Genomic DNA, 25,683 nt, shown 5'->3' on the forward strand with positions numbered 1-25,683 from the left:
CCTTGCCCTCTTTAAACGCTAATTAGCTGCGATGTCGACCTCTTTTTCGGCTAGGCTCACGCCCTTGAAATGCCAATGTGGTGAAAGCAAACTCTTTCATTACTTTACGATAAACATCACGTTTGAAAGAAACTACTTGCCTTACAGGGTACCAATAACTCACCCAACGCCAGTCATCAAACTCAGGATGACCACATGAGTTGAGATTAATACTGTCATCGCTATCTTTGAGCTGTAATAAATACCACTTTTGTTTTTGGCCAATACACACAGGTTTGCTTTCCTGTCTGATCAATCTTTTTGGTAAACGATATCTTAACCATGAACGTGTTGACGTTAAAATTTGCACATTTTCAGGTTTCAGACCCACTTCTTCATACAATTCTCGATACATAGCTTCTTCTGGGCTTTCACCATCATCTACGCCACCTTGAGGAAATTGCCATGAATGTTGTCCAAACCGTCTGGCCCACATAACTTGACCATATTTGTTACAGATAATAATGCCCACATTTGCGCGAAAGCCGTCGCTATCAATCACATGGACTCCAATTACACTACAAATTAATGACTAGATTGTTTCACAAAGCTTGCCTACGGGCAAACAAGGATTTACACCGCGTCTTTGGATAAATCGCTCAGTTTTATTCTTTTATCAACAGATGAAGGCATGTTAACCCGACATTATCCACAAAATCTGTGGATATCTCTGTTCGAAACTCTGAAACAAGTGTAATTGAAGTAAATTAAACGAGGAAAATAAATTAAAAAACCAAAGACAAACGAACAATTTAAACCTTTAATTTCATAAACTTAAACAAGAAGGCATTAGTAAACTATAACTCCACAAAGCAAAAAGAACAATATTTAACCAGTTGACGTGTTTGCCATTTATAGTTTCCATAGCGTTTTAAGTTATACACAAAAAACAAGAACAATATTTTAAAAATAATAAAATAAAGCGATTTTCTGCCATTGACGAACAATTTTATATCCGCTAAGCATGCTTTTAATAAAGTTATTCATCAAATCTGTGGATAACTATGTGTGAAAGGTTAGTGCAAAACGAGAGTAACTTTAGCTTATGGTTAAAAAAACTAACCAATCTCAAAAAAAACTGTTAATTTTCATATTATTATTAAAATCGTTCTTAGTGAATAACTCTCACTAAACAGTGTGAGCGTTTTTTAACCACATACAAATGCTGCGAATAAATAGATAAACAAGTACACTTCATCATCCATTATTTTCAATCTAAAAGACGCTTTATGATGAATAGCCAGCCCAATACCATTGAAGAGTTAATGCAAAGAGCAAACGATATGGCAGGGGTAACGTTAGGCGATGTTGCCATGGAGCATAACACCCCAGTACCCGCTAACCTTAAACGTGATAAGGGTTGGATTGGACAATTAATAGAAATGGAATTAGGCGCAACAGCGGGATCTAAACCCCAGCAAGACTTTTTACACTTGGGTGTAGAGCTAAAAACCATTCCTATCGATAATAATGGACGCCCCATTGAAACAACTTACGTGACCGTAGCCCCACTAACGAATATCCAGGGTCTGACTTGGGAACAAAGTGTTGTTTGTCATAAGTTAAGCCAAGTATTGTGGATCCCTGTAGAAGGTGACAGAAGCATTCCTGTAGGGGAAAGAAGAATTGGTTCACCTGTATTATGGCGACCTAATGCGAATGAAGCACATGCGCTACAGCAAGACTGGGAAGAAATAATGGAATTAATTGCCATGGGTAAAGTTGACAAGGTAACGGCTCGCCATGGAGAGGTATTACAATTGCGTCCAAAAGCTGCCAATAGCAAAGCATTAACAGAATCAATTGCCGAAGATGGCACAGTAAAGCTCTCAAATCCTCGTGGCTTCTATTTAAAGATCAACTTCACCCACCAAATACTAACAAACGCCTTCAACTAAGATCACATAAAGCCAACATAAAAAAAGAAATCAAAACTAATTGAAATACCACTATGACAAGTATGGGAATTTTCTATAAACTAGCCTGTCTTCAAATATCAACGGATTAGATATAAACCAGTGAAAGCACGTCGACAGACGAGAAAACTACTATTTGCAATAGTTGCATGGTGTGCAGCCATGGGCGCATTTGTATTTTTTCGATATTCACAAGCTCCCGAACTGCCACAATGGGCCATAGGAAAATCAGATCTCGCGACTCTGGCTATTTTCATGGGCTTTGTTTTTGGTTGTTTACATTGGATGTCTAATCTCATTGCTGATTTCAGTGCAATCAGTCGCCTCCCCTATATTTTCTCTGTGATATTCAAAGGGTTATTTTTGTTGCTTGGTGCAATGACATTAGCTTATGTGACACAGTTTTTGAATATGTGGGCTATTGAGAACCATCTTGTCACTTTACGGCAAATGCTCACAGCGCACATTTTATACAGCCCCTCTTTTCAAGCCTTAGTCATCTACTTAGTGGCTGTTAGAGTAGGCCTAGCATTTGTTGAACAAATGGCGCTGTTAGTCGGCCCTCGCGTATTACTGAATATTGGTTTAGGTAAGTATCACCAACCCCGATACGAACATCGATTATTTCTCTTTGTCGATATGGTTTCTTCTACGTCCCATGCAGAAACATTAGGCGATTATCGATTCAGTCGATTAATCCAAGATAGCTTTAGCATGTTAGCGGATACCGTAACCAATAATGATGCTGAGATATATCGCTATATGGGCGATGCAGTATTAATCCATTGGCCACTTGAAGAAGGCATTAAAGAAGATCGCTGTATGAACATTTATTATGAGTTCAGCCAGCAACTTAATTGGCACCGACCTTATTTTGAAGAGCATTACGGCTTTGTCCCTAAGTTCAAAGCTGCGGCCCATTGTGGACAAGTTGTTGCTGCCGTTGTGGGTGTACAAAAACAAGAAATTAGCTTCTTTAGTGACGTGCTTAACACACTTGCTAGACTGCAAGATCAGTGTAATCCGCTCGGTCAACGCATGTTGATTTCAGGTGAAGTTGCTCACCGACTTGCAAGGCATGATAGTCAATTTGATTTAGCCGATCTTGGTGCAATGAAACTCAAAGGCAAGCAACACGAGATTGAAGTGTACGGTGTCACACCTAAAAAAGTCCCACCTCCAGCTTAATTCTATGTAAAGAGTTACTTAGCCTATGTAACTCCTCGAACTACCAAGCATTTTTCATTTTCCACATAAAAAAAGCCTTGAAACAATGCTTCAAGGCTTAATAATTTCTAGTCACAGAGATTTCAATTAATCATTCTTTTTATCACTTAACAGTGATTCTAGCATTAAGCCTAATGTTCTAAATGTACTGATGCGACTGGTTGTTTGACGCCATACCAAGCCAATATCACGGTAAGGTGCCTCACCCGGTGGGTTCATGATATTCAGTTCAGTATCATTCAAAATACCGGCATCAATCGCCATTTGCGGTAAAAATGTGGTGCCTAGTTTACTGTCGACCATCTGCACTAACGTGTGCAAGCTAGTTGCTGCAAATGGGTTGATTTTAGCACTATTACCTAACTGACAAGCCGTGATGGCATGGCCGGTAATACAATGCTCACTTTGCAATAAGAAAATACTTTCGTCTGGCATTTTCTGGTAATCAATAGGGGTCATAATGCCATCAGAAAGCTCTTCATGTACCACCATTTTAAAGGGGTCTATCCCTACTTTCATGCTATGAAAACCAGTTGTATCAACAGGTAAAGCTAAAATTAGTAAGTCCAGCTCACCTTTACCCAATGAATCCAATAAGCTTTCAGTGGTGTCTTCTTTTAATAATAAGCTCAGTTGGGGGTAATCTTGCTGGCATTGCTTGACCACTCGACTCAGAAGAAATGGCGCAATCGTCGGAATACAACCCAGTCGGATCTCTCCCGTCATTGGCTCACCTTGATTTTTAACTAACTCAACAAGGTCATCGACATCAGTAAGTAGCTTACGTGCTCTTTCTACCACTTCCTCACCAATGGCAGTGAACATAAATGATTTATGATCCCGCTCTATCAGTTGATAACCCAATTGCTCTTCAAGATTTTGAATGCCACTTGATAAAGTCGATTGACTTACAAAACAAGACTTAGCAGCACGATTGAAGTTTTGTTCTTGATGCAAGTTAACCAGATAAAATAAGTTTTTAAGACTTGGCAGGTTTTTCATTTAATCGATTACCCTATTAAGATTTCATTTAAATAATGAATTAACTCACCTGAAATAACAATCTTCAGTACACGATCAACGACTCATAATGAACATTTACTAAAAAATGTCCAAAAAAAAGTCCCTTACGGGACTTTTAACTCAACAAAAACGATTAAGCTTTTGCTTCAAGAAATTCTTTTAATTGCTGTAGATCAGCACTTGCATGCTTAACAATCTCAGCTAACCAAGCGTTATGCTCAGTTTCCCAGCTTGATTCTTCACCGTGCTGTAAAAGTTGTGCAAATTGTTGAATACGCTTTAAACCTACTGAACCAGCAGCACCTTTAAATTTATGCGCTTCTGCACACAAAGTATCTTTATCATTTACTTCATTGGCTTTTACTAAGCTGCCCACATACTCAGGCATTAATTGCTCAAATAATACGACGCTTTTTAATAAAGTACCTGCACCAATAGCACTACAATATTGCTCTAAAGTATTGAGATCCAAGATAGACTCTAGCTGAACTGTGGCCATTGTGGCACCTCTTTCAAATTCATAACTGTAAAATTGGAATTTATAATACTCGCAATAATTGCCTATGCAACAATTCCACGCTTTTCAAGTCTATTTTTAGATAAAAAACTACAAAAAATTAACAAATATTTAAAATCACCCCATATAAAACACTAAGAAATATGCAATACGGTTACTTTTTAAACTGTTACGGAAGGAACATAATGGCCTTGACCACCATTTTCAGCTAAATTTTTGACAATTGATACCAGGCCATCCCATCTAAATGCGCACCAATCAGGTGCCAGTAACATCGGTTTCTTAGCATAGGCGGTAACACGATGAAATATTATCTCTTTAGGGGTATTTCTTATCAGTTCACTGGCATAATGGGCGTAATCCTCTTGAGACAGTAACGCCATTCCTTTATGGCGCCATGTTTTGGCCATTACACTGCCTTCAACTATATGCAAGGGATGTAATTTGATGCCATCAACACCGGTACTGATAACCTGCTGTAAACTATTTAAATAATCTTGATAATCTTCGCTCGGTAACCCCAAAATTAAATGAGCGCATACTTTTATTCCTCTTTCTCGAGCCCGTTTCACAGTATCTTGATAAGCAGAAAAATCATGGCCACGATTTATCTTTTTCAATGTTTCATCATTAGCAGTCTGTAAACCTAACTCTAACCAAACCTCGATGCCTTTATTTTGATAACTCACGAGTAAATCAAGAATATCATCAGGTACGCAGTCAGGGCGTGTCCCAATATGAAGCCCCACGATGTCTGCATCTTTTATTGCTTCATCATATTTCTGCTTTAAAACCTGATATTCATCATAGGTACTTGTGTAAGCCTGAAAGTAAGCTATATATTTAGAGGTAGAAGCTGGGGCATTAGCAAGCACCGAACGTTGCTTACCTTGAGAAAGCTGATCTGAGATACTGGCTTCTGTTCCCTGCTCATAACTAAAAGATGAAACATTACAAAAAGTACAGCCACCTTTACCTAATGTACCATCCCGATTTGGACAGGTGAATTTAGCATCAATTGTAAGTTTTCTGATCCTGCCACCGTATTGCTTTTTGCACACAGCGCCGAATGTATTTACGTAATCATCTAAACCCACAATGTGTCCTCGAACTCAAAAAAGTGGCAGATAGTAATCGGCTTAGGAGATTAAAACTTGGTGCTATATCAATAAATGGTTAGATAAATTGATTAATTTATCCACAGGTAAAATTCTGGGTCACAAATTTAGATATCCCTGTGTCAATTTTATTATTCTCAAGTGAATTTATATTCAAATTGACCAAATAGTTAATTAACACTGTACTTGAAAATAAATTCACTATTTATAAAACTAAATCAATTAGACCCAAGTGTTAACGAAAAGTAACAAAACTTTTTAGTGACTTTTAAAATTCTTTTTATTCATAAGGTTATACAAACAAAATCACAGTTTACGTTAACGTCAACAAGCTTTTTTTTAACATTTGTAATTGCAATAACAATTCATTTTGTTGAGTAATTTAAGTTTGACCTTTATTCATTATCGGGCTAATTTGGGTGGTTCGGGTGCATATCTATGAGAACTTCTCCGCATTATCCGAGTCGTATTAAGTTAGGTTTAGGGAGTTTTTGTATGAGCTTATATCATCCCAGCTTTGAGCGGGACAATTGTGGTTTCGGTTTAATAGCCCAAATGGATGGCGATGCTAGCCATCGTATTGTCCGTACCGCTATTCACGGATTAGACAGAATGAAACACCGTGGCGGTATTGCATCGGATGGCCGCACAGGTGATGGCTGTGGACTATTAATGTCGATGCCTAAAGATTTTTTTGCAGCCGTTGCAACAGAAAACGATTGGCATTTAAGCCGCAAGTTTGCAGTGGGTATGTTGTTTCTAAGTCAAGATCCAGTAAAAGCAGAAACATCAAAAGCAATTTTAGAAAAAGAACTCCAACGTGAAACGCTGAGTGTCGCAGGCTGGCGAAAGGTCCCAGTTAATCCAGACGTACTTGGTGAAATAGGCCGTAAAAGTTTACCGCAAATTTATCAGGTACTGATTAATGCGCCAGTCGGCTGGCGAGAAAAAGATTTAGAACGCCGTCTATACATGGCGAGACGTCGTCTTGAGCAACAAATTGTTGATGACAACGATTTTTACGTTGCCAGCTTATCGGGTCAGGTCATTGTCTATAAAGGCTTAATGATGCCTGCGGACTTGCCTTCGTTTTATACTGACCTTGCTGATATTCGTTTAAAAAGTACTATTTGCTTATTCCATCAACGCTTTTCGACTAACACATCGCCTAAATGGCCTTTAGCACAACCGTTTAGATTTTTAGCTCATAACGGTGAAATTAATACCATTACAGGTAATCGTCAGTGGGCACGCGCTCGTGCATACAAGTTTAATTCACCACTTTTACCTGACTTACAACAGGCAGCCCCTTTTGTAAATGAAACAGGTTCAGATTCATCGTCATTAGATAACATGCTAGAAATGCTGTTATCTGGCGGGATGGACCTCTATCGTGCTATGCGCTTGTTGATCCCACCAGCATGGCAAAGTAATCCAGAAATGGATGACGAGTTGAAAGCATTCTACGACTTTAACTCAATGCATATGGAGCCGTGGGACGGCCCTGCCGGCATTGTAATGAGTAATGGCCGTCATGCTGCCTGTGCTGTCGACCGTAACGGTCTACGCCCTTCTCGTTACGTTATAACCAAGGACAGAATCCTAACACTGGCTTCAGAAGTCGGCATTTGGGATTACTCTGCAGATGAAGTGGTTGAGAAAGGTCGTGTTGGCCCTGGCGAGTTATTAGTTTTAGATACCATGAATGGTCGTCTATATTCGTCATTCGAAATCGATAACGATTTAAAGCGCCGTCATCCTTACAAAGAATGGATGGCTAAGAATAGCCGTACATTAGTTCCAGCCAATCAAATTGAATCTGCTCAGCAAGGTGCAAGTAATTTCTCTGCTGATGTATTACTTCAATACCAAAAACAATTTGGTTACAGCCGTGAAGAACTTGAACAAGTTATTTGGGTACTCGCTAGTAAAGGTGAAGAAGCAACAGGCTCTATGGGTGACGATACCCCAATGGCTGTATTGTCTAAAAAATCCCGTTCACTTTATGACTACTTCCGTCAAAAGTTTGCTCAGGTCACTAACCCGCCGATTGATCCGTTACGTGAAAAACACGTAATGTCATTGACCACTTGTGTTGGTCGAGAGCAAAACCTATTTTGTGAAACTACCGGTGTTGCTTATCGCGTGATGTTCGAGTCGCCAGTGCTTTTATTCAGTGACTTCAACCAATTGCTTGGCTTAGATAGCACTTATTATCGTGCTAACACGGTTGATCTTAACTATGACGCCCATGAAGACTTACAACAAGCGATTGAGCGCATCACTGATGATGCAGAACGCTTAGCAAGAAGTGGCACAACCCTACTGATTTTATCAGACCGCGCAACCGCTAAAAATGTTCAGGTTATTCCTGCTGCTATGGCTGTAGGTGCGGTGCAGCAACGTCTTGTTGATAAAAGTTTGCGTTGTGATACTAACATTATCGTTGAAACCGCTTCAGCACGTGATCCTCATCATTTTGCTGTTTTACTCGGCTTTGGCGCGACGGCTATTTATCCTTACTTAGCTTACGAGTCAATTTCGGCAATGGCGAAGAAAAACCAAGTAGAAGATGACAGCATCTTGATGCTTAACTTCCGTCAAGGCATTGAAAAAGGCCTGCGTAAGATCATGTCTAAGATGGGCATCAGCACCGTTGGTTCTTACCGTTGTAGCCAACAATTTGAAGCAGTGGGTCTATCATCAGATGTGATTGAACTTTGCTTTAAAGGTGTTATTAGCCGTATCGAAGGTGCGAGCTTTGAACATCTAGCTGCCGATCAAAAGAAACTTCATACCGCTGCATATCGTGCCCATATGCCATTACCGCAAGGTGGTTTATTGAAGTATGTTGAAGGTGGTGAATATCACAGCTTCAATCCTGATGTAGTCAATACACTACAACAGAGCCTTAAAGATCAAGACTATCCAAAATACAAGAAATTTGCCGCGTTAGTCGATGACCGACCTATTGCGACATTACGTGATTTAATTGGCGTTAAAGGGACTAACCAAGCCATTGAAGAGTCACAAGTCGAAGTAGCAGAAAACCTATTCCCGCGTTTCGATAGTGCAGCAATGAGTATCGGTGCATTAAGCCCAGAAGCTCATGAAGCACTTGCTGTTGCGATGAACCGTATTGGTGGTCGTTCAAACTCTGGTGAAGGTGGTGAAGATGCCAGTCGCTTTAATAGCGAGCGCAATTCAGCCATTAAACAGATTGCATCAGGCCGCTTTGGTGTTACCGCTCATTACTTAGTTAATGCTGACGTATTGCAAATTAAAGTAGCCCAAGGTGCTAAGCCGGGTGAAGGTGGTCAATTACCAGGTCATAAAGTCAGTGTTGAAATTGCAGGTTTACGTCATGCACGTCCTGGCGTGACCTTGATTTCGCCACCGCCACACCACGATATTTATTCAATTGAAGATTTAGCTCAGCTGATTTTCGATTTGAAACAAATCAACCCTAAAGCGCTCGTGTCGGTGAAACTCGTTTCAGAGCCTGGTGTCGGGACTATTGCTACAGGTGTCGCAAAAGCCTATGCCGATATGATCACCATTTCTGGTTATGACGGTGGTACTGGCGCAAGTCCAGTCACTTCAGTTAAGTATGCTGGTTCTCCATGGGAATTAGGTCTTGCAGAAGTGCATCAATCATTGGTTGAAAATGGCTTGCGTCATAAAATTCGCTTACAGGTTGATGGCGGTTTAAAAACAGGCTTAGACATTGTTAAGGCTGCTCTTTTAGGTGCAGAAAGCTTCGGTTTTGGTACCGTGCCTATGATTGCGTTAGGGTGTAAATATTTACGTATTTGTCACTTAAACAACTGTGCAACCGGTGTAGCCACTCAAGATAAAAACTTACGTGATAAGCATTACCATGGTTTACCTGAGCGAGTGATTACTTATTTTGAGTTTGTAGCACAAGAAGTCCGTGAATGGATGGCAAGCCTTGGTGTGGCTAAATTTGAAGACTTAGTCGGTCGCACTGATTGGCTCTATGCCCTTGAAGGCCAAACAGCCAAACAACTTGGGTTAGATTTAGCGCCTATTTTATATCAGCCTAAAGTAGCGGAAGGCAGCGCAATTACCTGGAAAGAGTTAAATCCACCATCAGATAAAGGTGAACTTAACTTACAAATTGTCACTGACGCTGCTCAAGCAATCCTTGAAGGCAAAGCGTTCAGCAAGCAATACGCAATTAATAACACTAACCGCTCAATCGGTGCTGCGCTTTCTGGTTACATTGCTACCAATATCGGTGTCAAAGGTGCTAAAGAGCCAATTTCGCTTCAGTTCAACGGTAGTGCAGGTCAAAGCTTTGGTGTGTGGAACAGCCCAGGTCTTGAGATGAATCTGGTTGGCGATGCGAACGATTACGTCGGTAAAGGCATGTCTGGCGGTAAGATTGTTATCAATCCACCTGTCGGTAGCCCTTTCCAAAGTGAACAAAGTGCCATTATGGGTAATACCTGTTTATACGGTGCAACGGGTGGACGCGTATATGCTGCAGGTCAAGCCGGTGAACGTTTTGGTGTACGTAACTCTGGTGCTATCGCTGTTGTTGAAGGTGTGGGTGATAACGGTTGTGAATACATGACCGGCGGTATTGTTGTTGTACTTGGCCAAACAGGTGTGAACTTTGGCGCAGGTATGACTGGTGGCTTTGCTTACATTTTTGACAGATTTAATCACTTTAGTCGCCGCGTAAATACGGAACTTGTTGATACGCAAAAATTAGAATCAAAAATTCAGCAACAGCATCTTAAAGAGCTGATTGAAGCACATGTTGAAGCCACTGGCAGTGAACATGCCAAGATGATCCTAAGTGATTTTGAAAACTGGTTAGACTGTTTTGTATTAGTTAAGCCTAAGAATATTGCCGTTGCCGACTTGCTTAAAATTGAGCAAAAAAGCCCGGAATTAGCTGTGAAGGCGGGGTAATTTAAATGAGTAATGATTTTCAATTTATCGAGGTGGATCGTAAAGATCCGACTAAGCACTCGGCCAAAGAGCGTTCGACACAGTTTATCGAAATTTATCAGCCTTTCTCTCAGCCACAAGTGGCAGAGCAAGCAGATCGCTGTTTAGATTGTGGTAACCCTTATTGTGAGTGGAAATGCCCACTGCACAATTATATTCCAAATTGGCTAAAGCTTGCAGAGCAGGGTCGTATCCTTGAAGCTGCTGATTTAGTTCATGAGACAAATACGCTACCAGAAATTTGTGGCCGAGTTTGTCCACAAGACCGTCTTTGTGAAGGTGCTTGTACCCTCAATGACGACTTTGGCGCAGTTACTATTGGTAATGTTGAAAAATACATTACTGATACCGCTATTAGCCAAGGATGGCGACCAGACATGAGCACGGTAACGCCTCGTAAAGAGCGCGTTGCAATTATTGGTGCGGGTCCAGCTGGTTTAGGTTGTGCGGATATTCTTAGCCGAAATGGTGTCAAAGCCGTGGTTTATGATAAGTACCCACAGATTGGTGGTTTACTGACATACGGTATTCCTTCATTCAAGCTTGATAAAGACGTTATGCAAACCAGACGTAATGTCCTCGAAGGAATGGGAATTGAATTTAAAATGGGTGTCACTGTTGGTAAAGACATCCCATTTAAAACCCTGCTTGATGAATACGATGCCGTATTCTTAGGTATGGGAACATACACAGCAATGAAAGCGCGTCTACCCGGTGAAGACAGTCAAGGTGTCATTCAAGCATTACCATATTTGATTGGTAATACCCATGAATTGATGGGCACACAATGTCCAGACAACCCATATTTAAGCCTTGAAGGCAAAAATGTAGTGGTATTGGGTGGTGGTGATACTGCGATGGATTGTGTGCGTACAGCAGTCAGACAAGGCGCTAAAAATGTCACTTGTGCATACCGTCGTGATGAAGCCAACATGCCCGGCTCTCGCCGTGAAGTGCAAAATGCACGCGAAGAAGGGGTTAACTTCTTATTTAATCGCCAACCTGTAGCGATTAAAGAACAAGATGGTGTTGTAACTGGGATTGAATGCGTTGAAACCCAAATGGGTGAAGCGGATGAGTCTGGCCGTAAAAAAGCTGAAGTGATTCCAGGAAGTGAGCAAATTCTTGAAGCTGATGCCATCATCATTGCGTTTGGTTTCCAAGCAAGCCCAGCAGCTTGGTTCAATGACTTTGGCATTGAAACCAACGAATGGGGTTTAGTAAAAGCCAGTAAGTTTGATGACAATCCATTTCAAACGACAAACCCGAAAGTGTTTGCTGGTGGTGATATGGTGCGCGGTTCAGACCTTGTTGTTACCGCTATTGCTGAAGGCCGTGATGCAGCACAAGGGATTTTAAACTCTTTTGAAGATGCCTAACTTCAGCTGAATAGGTTTAGGCTATTAAATAAGTCATAAAAGCGCATTGAAAAATGCGCTTTTTTTTATCGATAAAATTTATATCGCTCCCAGTTCTACTTTCCCCATCTATGCTATATTAGCCGCCATATTTACCGCTAAGTGTCTGTTTGCCAGCTAGGCCTTATTCAAACAGCTCTACTTCGCTATATTAATGCCAATAATTAACTAATTGGCTTACAAAAAAATGAGAATCAGTTTATGAAAATCGCTATCATCGGTGCAATGGAACCTGAAGTTGCTCACTTAATTGAAACAATGACTAACCCTGTACATTCAACCGTTGCAGGTATTGAATTTGTTGAAGGTCAATTATCAGGTCAAGATGTTGTAGTGACACGTTCTGGCATTGGTAAAGTCGCTGCAAGTATTGCAACAACGCTAGTTATCAATAACTTCAATGTTGACGCTGTTATCAATACTGGCTCAGCTGGCGGGTTTGTTGATAGCTTAAGTATCGGTGACATTGTGATTTCATCAGAAGTACGTCACCACGATGTCGACGTTACCGCTTTTGGTTACGAAATCGGTCAAATGGCTTCTCAGCCAGCTGCTTTCATCCCTGATGCAAAACTAGTTGAAGCTGCAAAAGCTGCGATTTCATCTTTAGGTGAAGCACAGGTGATTGAAGGGTTAATTGCTACTGGTGATAGCTTCATTTGCGATCCTGAGCGTACAAAAATCATGTTGAACAACTTCCCTACAATGGCGGCCTGTGAAATGGAAGCTGCTGCAATTGCGCAAGTATGTCACCAGTTTGAGGTTCCTTTTGTGGTTATCCGATCGCTTTCAGATAATGCCAACAATGACTCTGCAGTCGACTTTGATACTTACATTGTTAAAGCTGGTCACTATTCTGCACTCATGGTCATTGCGTTATTAAAACAGCTATAATCCGGTTATCGGCTGATTAAACGCATTACTTTGCTCCAAACAGAATGCACAGTGCAGTAAAAACAATGGGATGGTCACACTAAATTGATTGATAGCACCTTTTACGAAGAGTTAATTCGAATAGATGGCAACTTACTACAAAGTTGCTTGGTGCTATTTATGGCGTTATTTATTTCACGAGTTGCGCCTATTTCTAGGAAGTATCATCCGGTTGTTTTGTTTCATCAGTTGGCTAATTTACTTAGCCAAAAAGTCAATCACCCACAACGTAGCCCTAAGCAGCAAGTAACAGCGGGTCTGCTGGCAAGTATGTTGTTAGTGGTACCAATCTGGTTTACGATTTACTTTATTCTTTCCTTAGCAGCTTACCCTTGGTTTTTCGATTGTATTCTGTTGTATTTCTGCATCAGCGACGCTGGATTTAAACCCGTGGCGAAAGATGTCATTAGCGCACTTGAACATGGTCAAAAGGCTACTGCTAAAGCAGACTTAGCGCCTTGGTTTGCGCAACAAACCCGTTCGTTATCAGAAATCGGTATTGCAAAAGCCACCATAGAAAGACTACTTATTTCGCCAAGCTATGGCACCGTCGCCACTATATTATTTTATGCCATTGGTGGCACACCACTCGTATTGTTACTGCACCTCATTAAACAACTTGAGCATTGCTGGCCAAACTATGTCCCCCAGTACCGATTTTTTAGCGCAGCAATATATCTTTTCAACCGAATTATTTATGCTGTGCCAACGATGTTATGGAACCTCACTTTAGTACTTCAAGGCGGTTTTAAAAATATCTCGTCACTAATAAACCAGCCTAGTCATACTGGTGGTATATACGGTTATTCAAGTTTATATATCGGCAGTAGAATTTTAGAAGTGGAACTAGGCGGCCCGCAAAAGTTTGTCTTCAACCAACAAGAGCAGCGGGTTGATGTAAGTAAAATCAACCCTTCAAGAATGCCAGAGGTCAGTGATATCAAAAATGCCATTAGCTTAACCTCATGGGCGGTCACTTTTTGGATTTCCTTTACCATCGCCATTCCTATGTTATGGACTGGATTAAGATGGGTACAAGCAATGTGATTTTATTTATAAAAGCGTTATTATATTTAGCTAAATGATTTATCCCGTTCCATTTGAGGCAAAACGTCTTGTTAGATAACATCCAAATATCGTTAACAACCCCCGGTTTATTATTCCCTGCCATTTCATTATTGTTACTGGCCTACACTAACCGATTTTTTTCGTTAGCGGCGTTAATTAGAAACTTAAGTGCTTCGGGAAAACCTGTCGATAACGAACAAATTAAAAATCTCAGACAACGAATTAGCATCATTAGAAGGATGCAAGAAGCGGGGGTTGTCAGCTTTGCTATCTGTGTCGTAAGCATGATATTTATCTATTTAGGTTTTTTCCATACAGGCTCGATTGTTTTCGGTCTCAGCTTACTTTTTTTACTGTATTCACTTATTTTATCGGTTATAGAAATTAGAATATCTGTCGATGCGCTCAACATTCATATCAAAGAATTAAGCTGCCAGCAGCATTGTAAAAATACACTTAACGAAAGCAAGTCACATACCCAAGAGCCATCTGATGATTAATTTTGAATGGATTTACTTTTTTGACCTTTGCGGTACTGCTGTATTTGCGCTTTCAGGCGCCATCGCTGCAGGAAAACACCGCATGGACCCTTTTGGTGTCATCGTGCTTGCTTCGGTTACCGCTATTGGCGGCGGCAGTATTCGTGATGCCCTTACTGGCGCGACACCGGTATTTTGGATAAGTGATCCTAATTACGTTATCGTTATTCTAGCGACCGTGTTGGCTTGTTTTATATTAGTCAGAAAACCGCACAAATTACCCCAATTAACTCTCCCCATTGCGGATGCTTTTGGTCTAGCATTATTCACAGTCATCGGAGCAGAAAAGGCGTTAATGATGGGGTTATCTGGTATGTCAGCTGTTATTATGGGACTGATTACGGGTGTTGGAGGCGGTATTATTCGTGATTTACTCTGCCGTCAAGTTCCTATGGTGTTGCGTACAGAGATTTATGCAACGGCCTCAATCGTTGGTGGTATTTGTTATACCTTAAGTATTGAAGTAGGAATGGATAAGACCAGTGCCTTATTCTTTGCTATGTTCAGTACCTTAATTATTCGCCTAAGTGCAATACGTTGGCATTTGTCGTTGCCTGCATTTGATTTAAAAAGTAAGAGGCCCTAAGTGCGAATTGTTGGTTTGTTATGTGGTATTTTTTGTGGTTTATATAGCTTAACCAGTCATGCTGTTGTGGGTGAAATGCCTAAAGAGCAACAAATGGCAGTCCGGTATATGCAAGCGCTAACCGATCATGATTATCGTGCGCTTAGAAGCTTTTACAACCGTGATAGTGTTTTTTATGATAAAACCGCCAATGTCACCTATAAAGGTGGTAGGCATATTATTGATTTTTTCGAACGGGCCCATGAAGGTGTACTCGAATACAAGTTCAATATTGAGCACATGTTTAACACAGGTTCATTAGTGGTGATGATTGGTAACTATCATCTTCGCGGGCCTGGTGAGCAATTTGGTAAACCGGGTAAAATTATTGAAATCGCCATACCGGGTGTAACCACTCTAAAATTTGATATGAATACCGACAGAATGACTGAACAAGTCGATTTAATGGATTACCAAACCATGTCGGATCAACTGCAAACTCAATAGATTGACCTAAGACTTGTCAGCACTATTCGACAAGCCTCCCAAAAGTAGCATAAGTAATAAGCAGTACCCAAACAAAAAAACGACTCAAATGAGTCGTTTTTATTTAACCGCAATCGATGTTTAATGATGCGATTTAAACCAAAGTGATTTATACCAAAGTGATTTAAACCAAAGTGATCTTAGCAAACTTACGTTTACCCACTTGGAAGATAGCCGTTAAACCCGCTTCAAACACTTGACGTGTATCAGCTAGTTTTTCACCATCCATCTTCACAGCGCCTTGCTTAACCATACGCATGCCATCTGAAGTTGACCCCACTAAACCTGCACTTTTAAGCAAGTTAGCAATCGCTATACCTTCTTCACCAGCTGCAATGTCCATTTCTTCAATATCATCAGGCATCGCCCCTTTCTGGAAACGATTAATGAATTCTTGATGAGCTGCTTCAGCTTGTTCTTGGTCATGGAATCTTGCGATGATTTCTTTAGCCAGGGCAATTTTCACATCACGCGGGTTTTGGCCGTTAGCAATGTCTTCTTTAAATTGGGCAATTTCAGCTAATGGACGGAATGAAAGCAACTCGAAGTAGCTCCACATTAGATCATCTGAAATAGACATGATTTTACCGAACATTTCGTTAGCAGGCTCACTCACACCAATATAGTTATGAGCTGACTTAGACATCTTCTTAACGCCATCTAAGCCGACTAATAAAGGCATCATGATCACTGTTTGCGGCTTTTGACCTTCAGCTTTTTGTAACTCACGGCCCATTAGCAAGTTGAACTTTTGATCCGTTCCACCTAACTCTACATCGGCTTTCAATGCTACTGAATCATAGCCTTGTAACAGTGGGTACATGAATTCGTGAATGGCAATCGCCTGCCCTGATGCATAACGCTTTTTAAAATCATCACGCTCCATCATACGAGCAACAGTTTGCTTTGAACCTAAACGGATCATCCCAGCTGCACCTAATGGCTCTAACCAACTTGAGTTAAATTCGATGCGCGTTTTAGCGGGGTCTAGAATTTTAAAAACCTGCTCTTTATAGGTTTCAGCGTTAGCAAGTACATCTTCGCGTGTTAACGGTGGACGGGTGCTATTTTTACCACTTGGATCGCCGACCATACCGGTGAAGTCGCCAATCAAGAAAATCACTTCGTGACCGAGCTCTTGAAACGCACGCAGCTTATTTAAAATGACCGTATGGCCTAAATGAATATCTGGAGCGGTTGGATCTGCACCTAGTTTGATTCTTAAAGGACGTCCCTCTTTAAGTTTTTCTAGCAGATCTGACTCGAGTAATATCTCGTCGGTACCACGTTTAATTTCTGCTAACACTTGGTCTAAATCAGCCATTTCGGCACCTACTCCTGCAGCTTTGATAAAAAAATAAGAGGCCTATATTACTTGTTAGCCACGCTAATTGAAAGTGTGTACACTAAGGGGATTACAACGAAAAAGAGAAACTGGTACATAGGTCGATGGCAAAGCTAATCACTTTATTCAAATTACTGCCAAAAGTGCATCAAATAGCACTCAGTTTATTAGTTATTTTCACGGTAATTATCGTGTTATTCCCCTCTGATGACGCTAAAGCATCCAAGCAAACTACCGGTGGTACTGTCGATATTTCTGACCGTCTTGGCTTACAGCAAGATAACGATGATGAAAACGCTGAAGCCAGCTCAAGAAATAAGCAATCTGAGTACTCTGTGCCGTTAGCTTTTAGAACACCAACGCCCCCGAACGAAAATAGTCTTCCGTCGAGTCAATCGACGCAAAAACAACAATCTCTCGCACCGTCAAAAGATAGCAGCCCTATTGCTAACTTAGATCCATTATCGACTTCTGATAATAACTTATTATCCCATAATGACGATGTTGAAAATGCTGTGCCTTACCGCGAAGCCGACCTACTGTCACACAAGTCATTTAAAGTGTCTAAAGGTGATACTTTTGGTGGCTTAGCCAATCGTGCAGGTTTAAGCCCACGAGATGTTTATCAAATAACGCGTCTGCCAAAATCGAAAAAGAACTTACTTAAGATCATGCCAGGCGAAGAAATCATAGTCACAAAAGATGCCCAGAATGAAATAACGCAAATCAGTTATCAAATGGACAAGATTTCAACCCTGTTAATCAGTAAAAATGAAGATGAATTTGAAGAAAAAGTGAATGTAAAAACCATCACCTTAGAGAACAAATTTATCACCGCCAATATCAGTAGTAATTTTTGGAATGCTGCAGCGACAGCAGGTTTGTCTGCCAACCACATTATGCAACTGGCTAATATCTTTGGCTGGGACATCGATTTCGCACTCGATATTCGTAAAGATGACCATTTCTCATTAATGTTTGAAGAAGAATATGTTGATGGCCAATTCATTGGGACGGGTAATATTTTAGCCGCGGAGTTTTATAATCAAGGCGAGCGTTATACCGCAGTGCGCTATACCGACGGTGAATATTATTCAGAATCTGGTAATAGTATGCGTAAAGCTTTTTTACGCTCGCCAGTTGATTTTAAATATGTCAGCTCAAGCTTTAACCCTAGACGTTTACACCCTGTAACAGGACAAGTCAGAGCCCATAGAGGCGTGGATTATGTTGCCGCGATAGGTACACCCATTAAAGCGGCAGGCCGGGGTAAAGTCGTTGAAGCCAGCTACAATAAATACAATGGTAACTATGTCTTCATTAAGCATAATGACACCTACACCACTAAGTACTTACATTTAAACAAACGCAAAGTTAAACGCGGTGACACGGTTAAACAAGGACAGATTATCGGAACGTTGGGCAAAACAGGCCGAGTTACTGGCGCTCATTTGCATTACGAGTTCATTGTGAATGGCGTACACCGTAATCCAAGAACGATTAAATTACCCAAATCTCAACCGATTGATAAAAAAGAGAAGAGCCAATTTGCGGTTTTGAGTAAACAACTTATGGCAAAAATCGAGCAAAATAAACAGCGCCATTACGCCAGTACAAACAACTCATTTGAATAGCTGATTGTGGGCGCTTATTTGGGCCCTGATTTAAGGCAATGAGTGGGAGTCACTTATATTTATTACAACTATGACTCACCAGCGTTAGCGGCTACTGTTAACCGCAATGAGCATATCAGTTTACCTGTTATAATTAGACAATCCTGCCGTACAGTTCAATTTAGGTTTACGGCAGTTAAGTACACTGTAATACGGAACTAGACAAAATCAATAAAACTCAGTACTGAGCTTATTAGACTCTTGAGCAAAAAAACATTTACTCTCCACTTTCCCTTAATTTGAGCTATTCACTATGACAATATCCCATCATCAACCTCAGTATTTCATCGGTTTAATGTCAGGGACTAGTATGGATGGTGTCGATGCTGTGTTAGTGGACTTCTCAGATAACAAAAGCCACCTTATTGCCAGTCATAGTATTGAAATACCTGAACACCTTTTAATACAACTACACCGTTTATGTACTCCTAATACTGATGAAATTAATATTATGGGACGCATGGATAGAGCGATGGGACTTTTGTTTGCCCAGGCTGTTAATGAGCTATTAGCCAAAACAGCACTTGATAAAACAGACATTATTGCAATCGGTAGCCATGGGCAAACCATCAGGCACATGCCAAATCTTGAACATGGCTTTACCCTCCAAATTGGTGACCCAGAAACCATCGCTGTTGAAACAGGGATTAATGTGATTGCGGATTTTCGCAGAAAAGATCTCGCTTTAGGTGGACAAGGTGCCCCATTAGTCCCAGCATTTCATCAAGCTATGTTTGCTAGAAATAACTATCCAAGAGTCATCCTAAATATTGGTGGTATTGCTAATATCACTTACCTGCCTGGCGACAGTGATCAAGTTATTGGTTTTGACACAGGTCCTGGAAACACCTTGATGGATGCATTCATTCTACAAGAGCAACTACTTCCATTTGATGAATCAGGCCAATGGGCCGCATCTGGCACCACTGATAATGATTTCCTACAACATTTATTGTCACACCCATACTTTGCTATGGCTTATCCTAAAAGCACAGGTAGAGAGCTATTTAACCAAGCATGGTTAGAACAACAAAAAGCCAATTTTTCTCACTTAAGTCTTGCTGATATTCAATCGACGTTATTGGACTTAACTTGCCATAGCATTGCTAACGATATAAATCGTTTAACTGACTCAGGCAGTGTATTTGTTTGCGGTGGTGGAGCGTTAAATAAAACCTTAATGCAACGTTTAAACTTACTATTACCCAATCTTGCACTTTCAACCACATCTGCAATCGGCATGGATCCAAAGTGGGTAGAAGGCATTGCATTTGCTTGGTTAGCGATGCGCAATCACCATGGTTTAAGTGGTAACCTACCTGTAGTGACGGGTGCAAGTCGATTTGCGGTGCTAGGTAGTTTTTATCAAGCCAACTAGCTCTTCTTTAAGCACCACATTTATTTTATTAACAATGCCCATTGGAGCGAAAAATCTTTCGTTCCATATCAAAGGTTCAACCCAATATTCTCTCGATGAGTCCCCTCTTTAAATGTCTGTTAGCGCTTGATATCTCATATTCTGTTTCAAACTATATAAAATTCATATAAGCATCATTGAATTTATAGGCTTTTACTGCTTAACTTTTGCTAGATGAATCACTAGTAAAGAAATTCTGGCAGAGAAAAACTGATAAGGAAACGAATAGGCTCCTTAACAAAGGGACTTATCAACTAACAGCATCATTTCTCGCGTCAGTTGCAATCAACACAGTTATTAATAAATGGACTTAATCATCTTCAATTTAATAAGGACAGTTAAATGACCATCCAGCAAAAAATGTTAGCAGAATTTATCGGCACTATGTGGCTTGTACTTGGCGGGTGTGGCAGCGCTGTGTTAGCCGCCGCTTTCCCTGAAGTGGGCATTGGTTTACTTGGTGTTTCACTCGCATTCGGTTTAACCGTACTCACAATGGCATTTGCCATCGGCCATATCTCAGGTTGCCACTTGAATCCTGCGGTATCGTTTGGTCTATGGGCTGGCGGACGCTTTCCAACAGCGGAATTAGCCCCTTACATTGCTGCCCAAGTTACAGGTGGTGTGGCTGGAGCCGCAGTGCTATTTCTCATAGCTAACGGTCAAGACGGATTCAGTTTAGCTGGCGGGTTTGCATCAAATGGCTTTGCAGAGCACTCTCCTGGTGGCTACAGCATGATGTCAGTGTTAATTACAGAAATCGTGATGACAATGTTCTTTTTACTGATCATTCTTGGCGCAACAGACTCACGTGCACCAGCAGGGTTTGCCCCAATTGCCATAGGTTTAGGCTTAACTTTAATTCATTTAATCAGTATTCCAGTTTCTAACACCTCAGTTAACCCCGCTAGAAGTACTGGACCTGCACTATTTGTCGGTGATTGGGCTTTATCGCAATTATGGCTATTTTGGGTTGCTCCCATTGCTGGCGCAATATTGGCAGGCATGATTTACCGTTTTTTTGACAAACCAGCTGAGAACTAATCAAAGCAGAATGATTCAATTAGCCTGCTACAAGAGCACCCAATGTGCTCTTTTCTTTTTTAAAACTAACAGTCGATGTTATCATGCCCTATTCGCGCGAATAAGCGCCAAATTAGTCCCACTTTGCAATGAGAGTCCACCATGAGCAGCAAACCAAAATCAATTGAAGATCAACTCAACATGACACCAGAAGCACGCTACGATTACCTTGTTGAACAAGTTAAGCAAGAGCAACAAATTTGGAGCCTGCAAGACCAAGATGGTTGCGTTATGCTAACCACTGAAGACGAGGATTGCATTCCAATGTGGCCTTCAGAAGAAGCTGCAAAACTATGGGCTGTTGATGAATGGCGCGATTGTGAACCACTATCTATTCCGCTGAATGAATTTCAAGAGCGTTGGGTCGGTGGTATGTCTGAGGATGATTTATTCGTTGCTGTATTCCCAGTACAAGAAGACTTAGGTGTGGTTATCCCACCATATGAACTTGATTCACGTTTAACGCCGAAAAAGCAATCTAAGCACTAATGATATCTTCAGCTGATACCAACACTGCACTTACACTCAAGCGATAAGTTAAGGCCTTATGACGGATAAAAATTTACAACAGCAAGATGCTGAAGAGATAAATATTGTCGAAGCAAACACTGACAGTAGCACCGAAAAAAAAGCCTCCGGACAAAATGCTACCGAATCAGAAGTCACTGAACTAGAATCCACTGAACTAGAAACCACTAGCACAGATGTCATCAACCAAGGCGCTACTGAAAAAGCGGTTTTTCCAAAACGGCTTATCGCATTAATGGCGGTTTATGTGATGACTTCTGTTAGCGGCTTAATGGCGCAGCAAGGTGTTTTACTGTGTGTATTAACCTTACTCATGGTATTAGGTGTAGCTGGCAGACAAAAAGCGGCGCTTTATATGCTACGTGCCTACGGCATTTTACAACTTGCCTTGTACAGCGTATTACCCATTATCATGTATGATCCTGACAATCTTGTCGCTGGGCCTACAACAGTAGACTTTGGCTTTATGCAAATGGTGCTGCCAGATTGGATTATTTTTAGCGTACTAATTCTATTGGCTATACTGCAAGTCTGGGTAAGCTTCAACAAAGCGGTATTCAAGTGGTTTAAGCCGAGAATGAACTTTAATATCATCAGCTGATAAAATTAAAAAACAAAAAAGCCGTCATCAGACGGCTTTTTTTTATCTTCCACTATCTACATTTAATCGCGATATACGAAATGTTAAATTAGACAGAGAAGCTTGCACCACAACCACAAGTAGTCGTTGCATTTGGGTTCTTAACAAAGAAGCGAGACCCTTCAAGTCCTGAAGTATAATCAACTTCACCACCAACAAGGTATTGAAGGCTCATAGGATCAACAACCAGTTGAACCCCTTGCTTTTCAATCGTGAAATCACCTTCGTTAACTTTTTCATCGAAAGTAAAACCATACTGGAAACCTGAACAACCACCACCTGTGACATACACACGCAGTTTTAATTCTGGGTTCTGCTCTTCTTCTAACAGTCCCTTCACTTTAGTTGCCGCAGCATCGGTAAATTGAATTGGCATTGCTGCATCTGTTTGTTCAGTCATTACTACCTCTTACTTCAGTTTCAGGTCGGAATTATCTATTACCTGACTAATTTGTTCAAGTATTACTCTTAGTTCTTTTTTAGCTTTCTAGTAACTCTGCGATCTCGAATGTTTGTTCAATGCTTCCACCTTTCACACCACGATTGGCCTGCACCTGAACTACAGCTTTAATTCTTTGCAAATCAAAATCTTGTGGCAAACTTATTTCCGCGTCAAACATTTGAAAATATCGAAAGCCAAATTTAAATGTCTCAATATCTAAATCACTTAACGAGATTTCAACTTGCTTTTCTCCTTGCACGCCCACCAAAACAATGTCGGCAACGCCTTTAACACTATTCTTACGCTTTTGTAATTGGGTTAAAATTAAGCGCATTTGATAACTGTTTGGCAATAAGCCTTTAGAAAGTTCAAGTCCATGTATTGCCACACCATCAACTTCTTTCTCTGGTGAGACTAGGCTGCGATAAAAAGCTAATTCTTGTTCAAGTGTTTTTTGTTGCTGTATTTGCTTAGAAAACATTTGTTTCATATTCGCATTAGCTTCCTTTTCAATCGAAAGGGCAATATCAAGACGAGAAACGACATGAGACTGCTGCCTAAGCTCGTTTTTTAGCGCTGTAATTTCTACTGCTTCATGCTGCGGCTCAACAACTTCAGATATAAAAATAGTATGACTAAGAACGCCAACAATAAAACTGATAATGATTAACGCAGATAAATATAAACCTGATGAACGAAATTTGCGTTCTTGAACTTGCAAGCGGTCAAGCAAGCGATGATAATTTAGCATTAGGTAACAAGCCTTTAATAAAATACAATGACAACAAATCGCCCATAAAGGATCTTAGGCAATACAGTGCAAATCAAAAGAAATAAAGCCGCTATTATTCACGCCAAAGCTGCAACACGCAAATATCTTCGTAATGAATTGAGAGATAAGCTTTCTCAGTCGAAGATAAGTGTGCAACTTTGTGGATTAGCCCTACTATTTGCCATTATTGCCTCTAGTGTCATCATCTTATTTCGTTTGTTGCTCAGTTGGGCGCAAGTATACACAGTGCCTGAAGCCACCGACTTTTCTAGCACCGTTACCGATTGGCGTACATATTTGCCTATTGTAGGTGCATTGCTTATTTGGCTGGTGGCAGGTCTCGGCTCTAAGCGATATCGCCGTATGGGTATCGCCTACGTCATGCACCGTTTCAAACTCCATTACGGCAAAATCCCACTGCAATCAGCCCCTGGACAGTTTTTTCAGGCGCTGATCGCGTTAATCGCAAATTTCTCAGTTGGTAAAGAAGGACCGGCCATTCACTTAGGAGCGGTTAGCGCGAGCTATTTCGCTGAAAAATTTAAGTTACCTGATAATAGTGTGCGTATTATGTGTGCGAGCGGTATCGCTGCTGGTATTGCAGCGGTCTTTAATGCGCCACTTGCCGCTGTACTGTTTGTATTTGAAGTGATAGTTCGTGAGTACAAAATTCATTACTTTTTCCCGATAATGCTATCGGCCATTTGCGGTGCACTCTCTAGCCAATTAGTGTTTGGCAATATCCATGAATATGACTTAATCACTGTCACCCGAATTCCATTGGATCATTATCCCATTCTAGCCATTGGTGGCATTGTCTTAGGTTGTGCAGCTGCTGGTTTCAATCATTCATTATTAAAAATGACCGCTATTGGCCAGCATTGGCCTTTGATTTATCGACTCATGATAGCGGCAAGCGTTACCACCTTAATCGGTTTATTTTTACCTCAAGCATTAGGTGCCGGTGATTTAGCGATTCAAGCAACTATCATAGACAATCCAAGCTTAATGTTTCTTTTCGCGCTATTAATTGCAAAAATCATCGCCACTATTGCAGCCATTGGTTTTGGTATTCCTGGTGGGCTAATCGGTCCACTTTATGGCATTGGTGCATTGATTGGCGCAATTTTAGCCCTTGTCAGTGCGATGTTTTTCCCCTCTATCGCGCCATATGTGGGTTTATATACTGTCATCGGTATGACTGCGATGATGGGTGTGTGCCTAAGTGCGCCTTTAGCCGCATTGGTTGCGCTTCTTGAACTCACTAATGATGCCGCTATTATCTTACCTGCTATGTTTGTCACCATTCCTGCATTTCTCATCGCCTACCAAGGTTTTAATACTAGTTCGGTATTTTTAAAACAGTTAGACATTATGGGGTTAGGCTACAAAGTACCGCCTGTAAATCAAGGTCTACAAAAGAAAGGTGTACGAGCGATCATGGATAAACGCTTTGTTATCGTAAATGATAACGATGCCTTACTCCTTGAAGTAATGAAGCGTGCAGAAGGTAGGCCCGTGCTCGTTCGTAATGCTGAGGCACAAATAGAAATGCTCAGTATCGAAATGCAATCATTTGAAGATTCTACGACACTTTCCCGACATAAAATGGAAGGCTTTTCTGACACTGCCACTTTAAATGAAGTCTACGAACTATTAGCCATCAAACGGCGTGGTGAAGTGTATATATATCGCGGAAATACCAATAATATTGTCGGTGTTATTAGCTGGGCTAATTTATGGCAAGAAATCCGTTCAGGACAAGTCTAATTTAAACAAAGAACACCCACTGAATTCCACCATATTCAGGGTGTGAACTATTGTTCTTATTTCGCTAATCAGTGTTATGTCTAAAAAGTGATAAATAATCATTAGCGAGATTTAATATTCG

At 40.8% G+C, this 25,683-nt stretch carries 21 protein-coding genes and 1 pseudogene; 15 read left to right on the top strand and 7 right to left on the bottom strand.

Annotated elements, in window-relative coordinates:
• Window positions 1-22: 22 nt before the first annotated feature.
• Window positions 23-541: an RNA pyrophosphohydrolase gene (rppH, locus tag LMH66_RS01095; RefSeq protein WP_102529708.1), complete on the bottom strand. Its 519-nt coding sequence runs from the start codon at window positions 539-541 to the stop codon at window positions 23-25.
• A 727-nt stretch (window positions 542-1,268) separates the two neighbouring features.
• Between rppH and mutH the strand changes: the two genes are divergently transcribed.
• Together mutH and LMH66_RS01105 are read left to right on the top strand one after the other, a co-directional pair.
• The gene (gene mutH, locus LMH66_RS01100) at window positions 1,269-1,937 is read left to right on the top strand and encodes a DNA mismatch repair endonuclease MutH (protein WP_102529709.1); all 669 of its coding nucleotides are present in this window, start codon (window positions 1,269-1,271) and stop codon (window positions 1,935-1,937) included.
• Between the two features lie 120 nt (window positions 1,938-2,057).
• Entirely contained in the window at window positions 2,058-3,143 is a 1,086-nt protein-coding gene (locus LMH66_RS01105) for an adenylate/guanylate cyclase domain-containing protein (protein WP_102529710.1), read from the top strand.
• A 126-nt stretch (window positions 3,144-3,269) separates the two neighbouring features.
• Here LMH66_RS01105 and oxyR read toward each other — a convergent pair whose 3' ends face one another.
• From oxyR to LMH66_RS01120, 3 genes are all read right to left on the bottom strand, one after another.
• Window positions 3,270-4,184, bottom strand: coding sequence for a hydrogen peroxide-inducible genes transcriptional activator OxyR (oxyR, locus tag LMH66_RS01110; protein WP_102529711.1), 915 nt, complete (start codon window positions 4,182-4,184; stop codon window positions 3,270-3,272).
• 154 nt (window positions 4,185-4,338) lie between these two features.
• A complete protein-coding gene (locus LMH66_RS01115) occupies window positions 4,339-4,704 on the bottom strand; it encodes an Hpt domain-containing protein (RefSeq protein WP_102529712.1) in 366 nt (121 codons plus the stop codon).
• Window positions 4,705-4,883: 179 nt separating this feature from the next.
• Window positions 4,884-5,819, bottom strand: coding sequence for a TIGR01212 family radical SAM protein (locus LMH66_RS01120; RefSeq protein WP_229367785.1), 936 nt, complete (start codon window positions 5,817-5,819; stop codon window positions 4,884-4,886).
• A 516-nt stretch (window positions 5,820-6,335) separates the two neighbouring features.
• Between LMH66_RS01120 and gltB the strand changes: the two genes are divergently transcribed.
• From gltB to LMH66_RS01155, 7 genes and pseudogenes are all read left to right on the top strand, one after another.
• Window positions 6,336-10,784, top strand: a complete 4,449-nt coding sequence (gltB, locus tag LMH66_RS01125; RefSeq protein WP_229368159.1) for a glutamate synthase large subunit — start codon at window positions 6,336-6,338, stop codon at window positions 10,782-10,784.
• Window positions 10,785-10,789: 5 nt separating this feature from the next.
• Window positions 10,790-12,202 carry an FAD-dependent oxidoreductase gene (locus LMH66_RS01130; protein WP_229367787.1) on the top strand — a complete coding sequence of 471 codons (1,413 nt, stop codon included), beginning with the start codon at window positions 10,790-10,792 and terminating at the stop codon, window positions 12,200-12,202.
• Between the two features lie 240 nt (window positions 12,203-12,442).
• A complete protein-coding gene (locus LMH66_RS01135) occupies window positions 12,443-13,135 on the top strand; it encodes a 5'-methylthioadenosine/adenosylhomocysteine nucleosidase (RefSeq protein ID WP_229367789.1) in 693 nt (230 codons plus the stop codon).
• Window positions 13,136-13,219: 84 nt separating this feature from the next.
• Entirely contained in the window at window positions 13,220-14,221 is a 1,002-nt protein-coding gene (locus LMH66_RS01140; RefSeq protein ID WP_133146666.1) for a cobalamin biosynthesis protein CobD/CbiB, read from the top strand.
• 80 nt (window positions 14,222-14,301) lie between these two features.
• Window positions 14,302-14,673: pseudogene (locus LMH66_RS01145) on the top strand (DUF2721 domain-containing protein); the annotation flags it as partial.
• 61 nt (window positions 14,674-14,734) lie between these two features.
• Entirely contained in the window at window positions 14,735-15,367 is a 633-nt protein-coding gene (locus LMH66_RS01150) for a trimeric intracellular cation channel family protein (RefSeq protein ID WP_198589622.1), read from the top strand.
• Between the two features lie 75 nt (window positions 15,368-15,442).
• Window positions 15,443-15,853, top strand: a complete 411-nt coding sequence (locus LMH66_RS01155; RefSeq protein ID WP_102529791.1) for a nuclear transport factor 2 family protein — start codon at window positions 15,443-15,445, stop codon at window positions 15,851-15,853.
• Window positions 15,854-16,016: 163 nt separating this feature from the next.
• Here LMH66_RS01155 and tyrS read toward each other — a convergent pair whose 3' ends face one another.
• Window positions 16,017-17,216: a tyrosine--tRNA ligase gene (gene tyrS / locus LMH66_RS01160; protein ID WP_102529718.1), complete on the bottom strand. Its 1,200-nt coding sequence runs from the start codon at window positions 17,214-17,216 to the stop codon at window positions 16,017-16,019.
• A gap of 125 nt (window positions 17,217-17,341) precedes the next feature.
• On the opposite strand from tyrS, the gene LMH66_RS01165 reads away from it, so the two are divergent.
• The 5 genes from LMH66_RS01165 to LMH66_RS01185 all read left to right on the top strand — a co-directional run bounded on the left by LMH66_RS01165 (window position 17,342) and on the right by LMH66_RS01185 (window position 22,539).
• Window positions 17,342-18,871 carry a peptidoglycan DD-metalloendopeptidase family protein gene (locus tag LMH66_RS01165; RefSeq protein ID WP_229367792.1) on the top strand — a complete coding sequence of 510 codons (1,530 nt, stop codon included), beginning with the start codon at window positions 17,342-17,344 and terminating at the stop codon, window positions 18,869-18,871.
• 292 nt (window positions 18,872-19,163) lie between these two features.
• Complete coding sequence (locus LMH66_RS01170) at window positions 19,164-20,288, top strand: anhydro-N-acetylmuramic acid kinase (RefSeq protein WP_102529720.1); 1,125 nt, start codon at window positions 19,164-19,166, stop codon at window positions 20,286-20,288.
• Window positions 20,289-20,669: 381 nt separating this feature from the next.
• The gene (gene aqpZ / locus LMH66_RS01175; RefSeq protein WP_102529721.1) at window positions 20,670-21,371 is read left to right on the top strand and encodes an aquaporin Z; all 702 of its coding nucleotides are present in this window, start codon (window positions 20,670-20,672) and stop codon (window positions 21,369-21,371) included.
• Window positions 21,372-21,512: 141 nt separating this feature from the next.
• Complete coding sequence (locus LMH66_RS01180; RefSeq protein WP_102529722.1) at window positions 21,513-21,899, top strand: DUF2750 domain-containing protein; 387 nt, start codon at window positions 21,513-21,515, stop codon at window positions 21,897-21,899.
• Window positions 21,900-21,957: 58 nt separating this feature from the next.
• Window positions 21,958-22,539: a hypothetical protein gene (locus tag LMH66_RS01185; RefSeq protein ID WP_420709389.1), complete on the top strand. Its 582-nt coding sequence runs from the start codon at window positions 21,958-21,960 to the stop codon at window positions 22,537-22,539.
• 88 nt (window positions 22,540-22,627) lie between these two features.
• Here the strand turns inward: LMH66_RS01185 and erpA are convergent, their stop codons facing one another.
• The gene (gene erpA / locus LMH66_RS01190) at window positions 22,628-22,978 is read right to left on the bottom strand and encodes an iron-sulfur cluster insertion protein ErpA (RefSeq protein ID WP_055024237.1); all 351 of its coding nucleotides are present in this window, start codon (window positions 22,976-22,978) and stop codon (window positions 22,628-22,630) included.
• A gap of 79 nt (window positions 22,979-23,057) precedes the next feature.
• Entirely contained in the window at window positions 23,058-23,771 is a 714-nt protein-coding gene (locus tag LMH66_RS01195) for a DUF6776 family protein (protein WP_229367795.1), read from the bottom strand.
• Between the two features lie 66 nt (window positions 23,772-23,837).
• Here LMH66_RS01195 and LMH66_RS01200 point away from each other — a divergent pair, with 66 nt between their 5' ends.
• Window positions 23,838-25,562, top strand: coding sequence for a chloride channel protein (locus LMH66_RS01200; RefSeq protein ID WP_229367800.1), 1,725 nt, complete (start codon window positions 23,838-23,840; stop codon window positions 25,560-25,562).
• The last annotated feature ends 121 nt before the right edge of the window (window positions 25,563-25,683 follow it).

Source organism: Shewanella sp. 10N.7 (genome assembly GCF_020806285.1).
Lineage (GTDB): Bacteria > Pseudomonadota > Gammaproteobacteria > Enterobacterales > Shewanellaceae > Shewanella > Shewanella electrodiphila.

What these genes read in the sequence shown, in the direction of transcription:
- gltB (WP_229368159.1), top strand. Translation starts at nt 6,336, where the DNA reads ATGAGCTTATATCATCCCAGCTTTGAGCGGGACAATTGTGGTTTCGGT.
- aqpZ (WP_102529721.1), top strand. Translation starts at nt 20,670, where the DNA reads ATGACCATCCAGCAAAAAATGTTAGCAGAATTTATCGGCACTATGTGG.
- LMH66_RS01115 (WP_102529712.1), bottom strand. Translation starts at nt 4,704, where the DNA reads ATGGCCACAGTTCAGCTAGAGTCTATCTTGGATCTCAATACTTTAGAG.
- LMH66_RS01155 (WP_102529791.1), top strand. Translation starts at nt 15,443, where the DNA reads ATGCCTAAAGAGCAACAAATGGCAGTCCGGTATATGCAAGCGCTAACC.
- LMH66_RS01195 (WP_229367795.1), bottom strand. Translation starts at nt 23,771, where the DNA reads ATGCTAAATTATCATCGCTTGCTTGACCGCTTGCAAGTTCAAGAACGC.
- erpA (WP_055024237.1), bottom strand. Translation starts at nt 22,978, where the DNA reads ATGACTGAACAAACAGATGCAGCAATGCCAATTCAATTTACCGATGCT.
- LMH66_RS01150 (WP_198589622.1), top strand. Translation starts at nt 14,735, where the DNA reads ATGATTAATTTTGAATGGATTTACTTTTTTGACCTTTGCGGTACTGCT.
- LMH66_RS01130 (WP_229367787.1), top strand. Translation starts at nt 10,790, where the DNA reads ATGAGTAATGATTTTCAATTTATCGAGGTGGATCGTAAAGATCCGACT.
- oxyR (WP_102529711.1), bottom strand. Translation starts at nt 4,184, where the DNA reads ATGAAAAACCTGCCAAGTCTTAAAAACTTATTTTATCTGGTTAACTTG.
- tyrS (WP_102529718.1), bottom strand. Translation starts at nt 17,216, where the DNA reads ATGGCTGATTTAGACCAAGTGTTAGCAGAAATTAAACGTGGTACCGAC.
- mutH (WP_102529709.1), top strand. Translation starts at nt 1,269, where the DNA reads ATGATGAATAGCCAGCCCAATACCATTGAAGAGTTAATGCAAAGAGCA.
- LMH66_RS01165 (WP_229367792.1), top strand. Translation starts at nt 17,342, where the DNA reads ATGGCAAAGCTAATCACTTTATTCAAATTACTGCCAAAAGTGCATCAA.
- LMH66_RS01135 (WP_229367789.1), top strand. Translation starts at nt 12,443, where the DNA reads ATGAAAATCGCTATCATCGGTGCAATGGAACCTGAAGTTGCTCACTTA.
- LMH66_RS01170 (WP_102529720.1), top strand. Translation starts at nt 19,164, where the DNA reads ATGACAATATCCCATCATCAACCTCAGTATTTCATCGGTTTAATGTCA.
- LMH66_RS01185 (WP_420709389.1), top strand. Translation starts at nt 21,958, where the DNA reads ATGACGGATAAAAATTTACAACAGCAAGATGCTGAAGAGATAAATATT.
- LMH66_RS01180 (WP_102529722.1), top strand. Translation starts at nt 21,513, where the DNA reads ATGAGCAGCAAACCAAAATCAATTGAAGATCAACTCAACATGACACCA.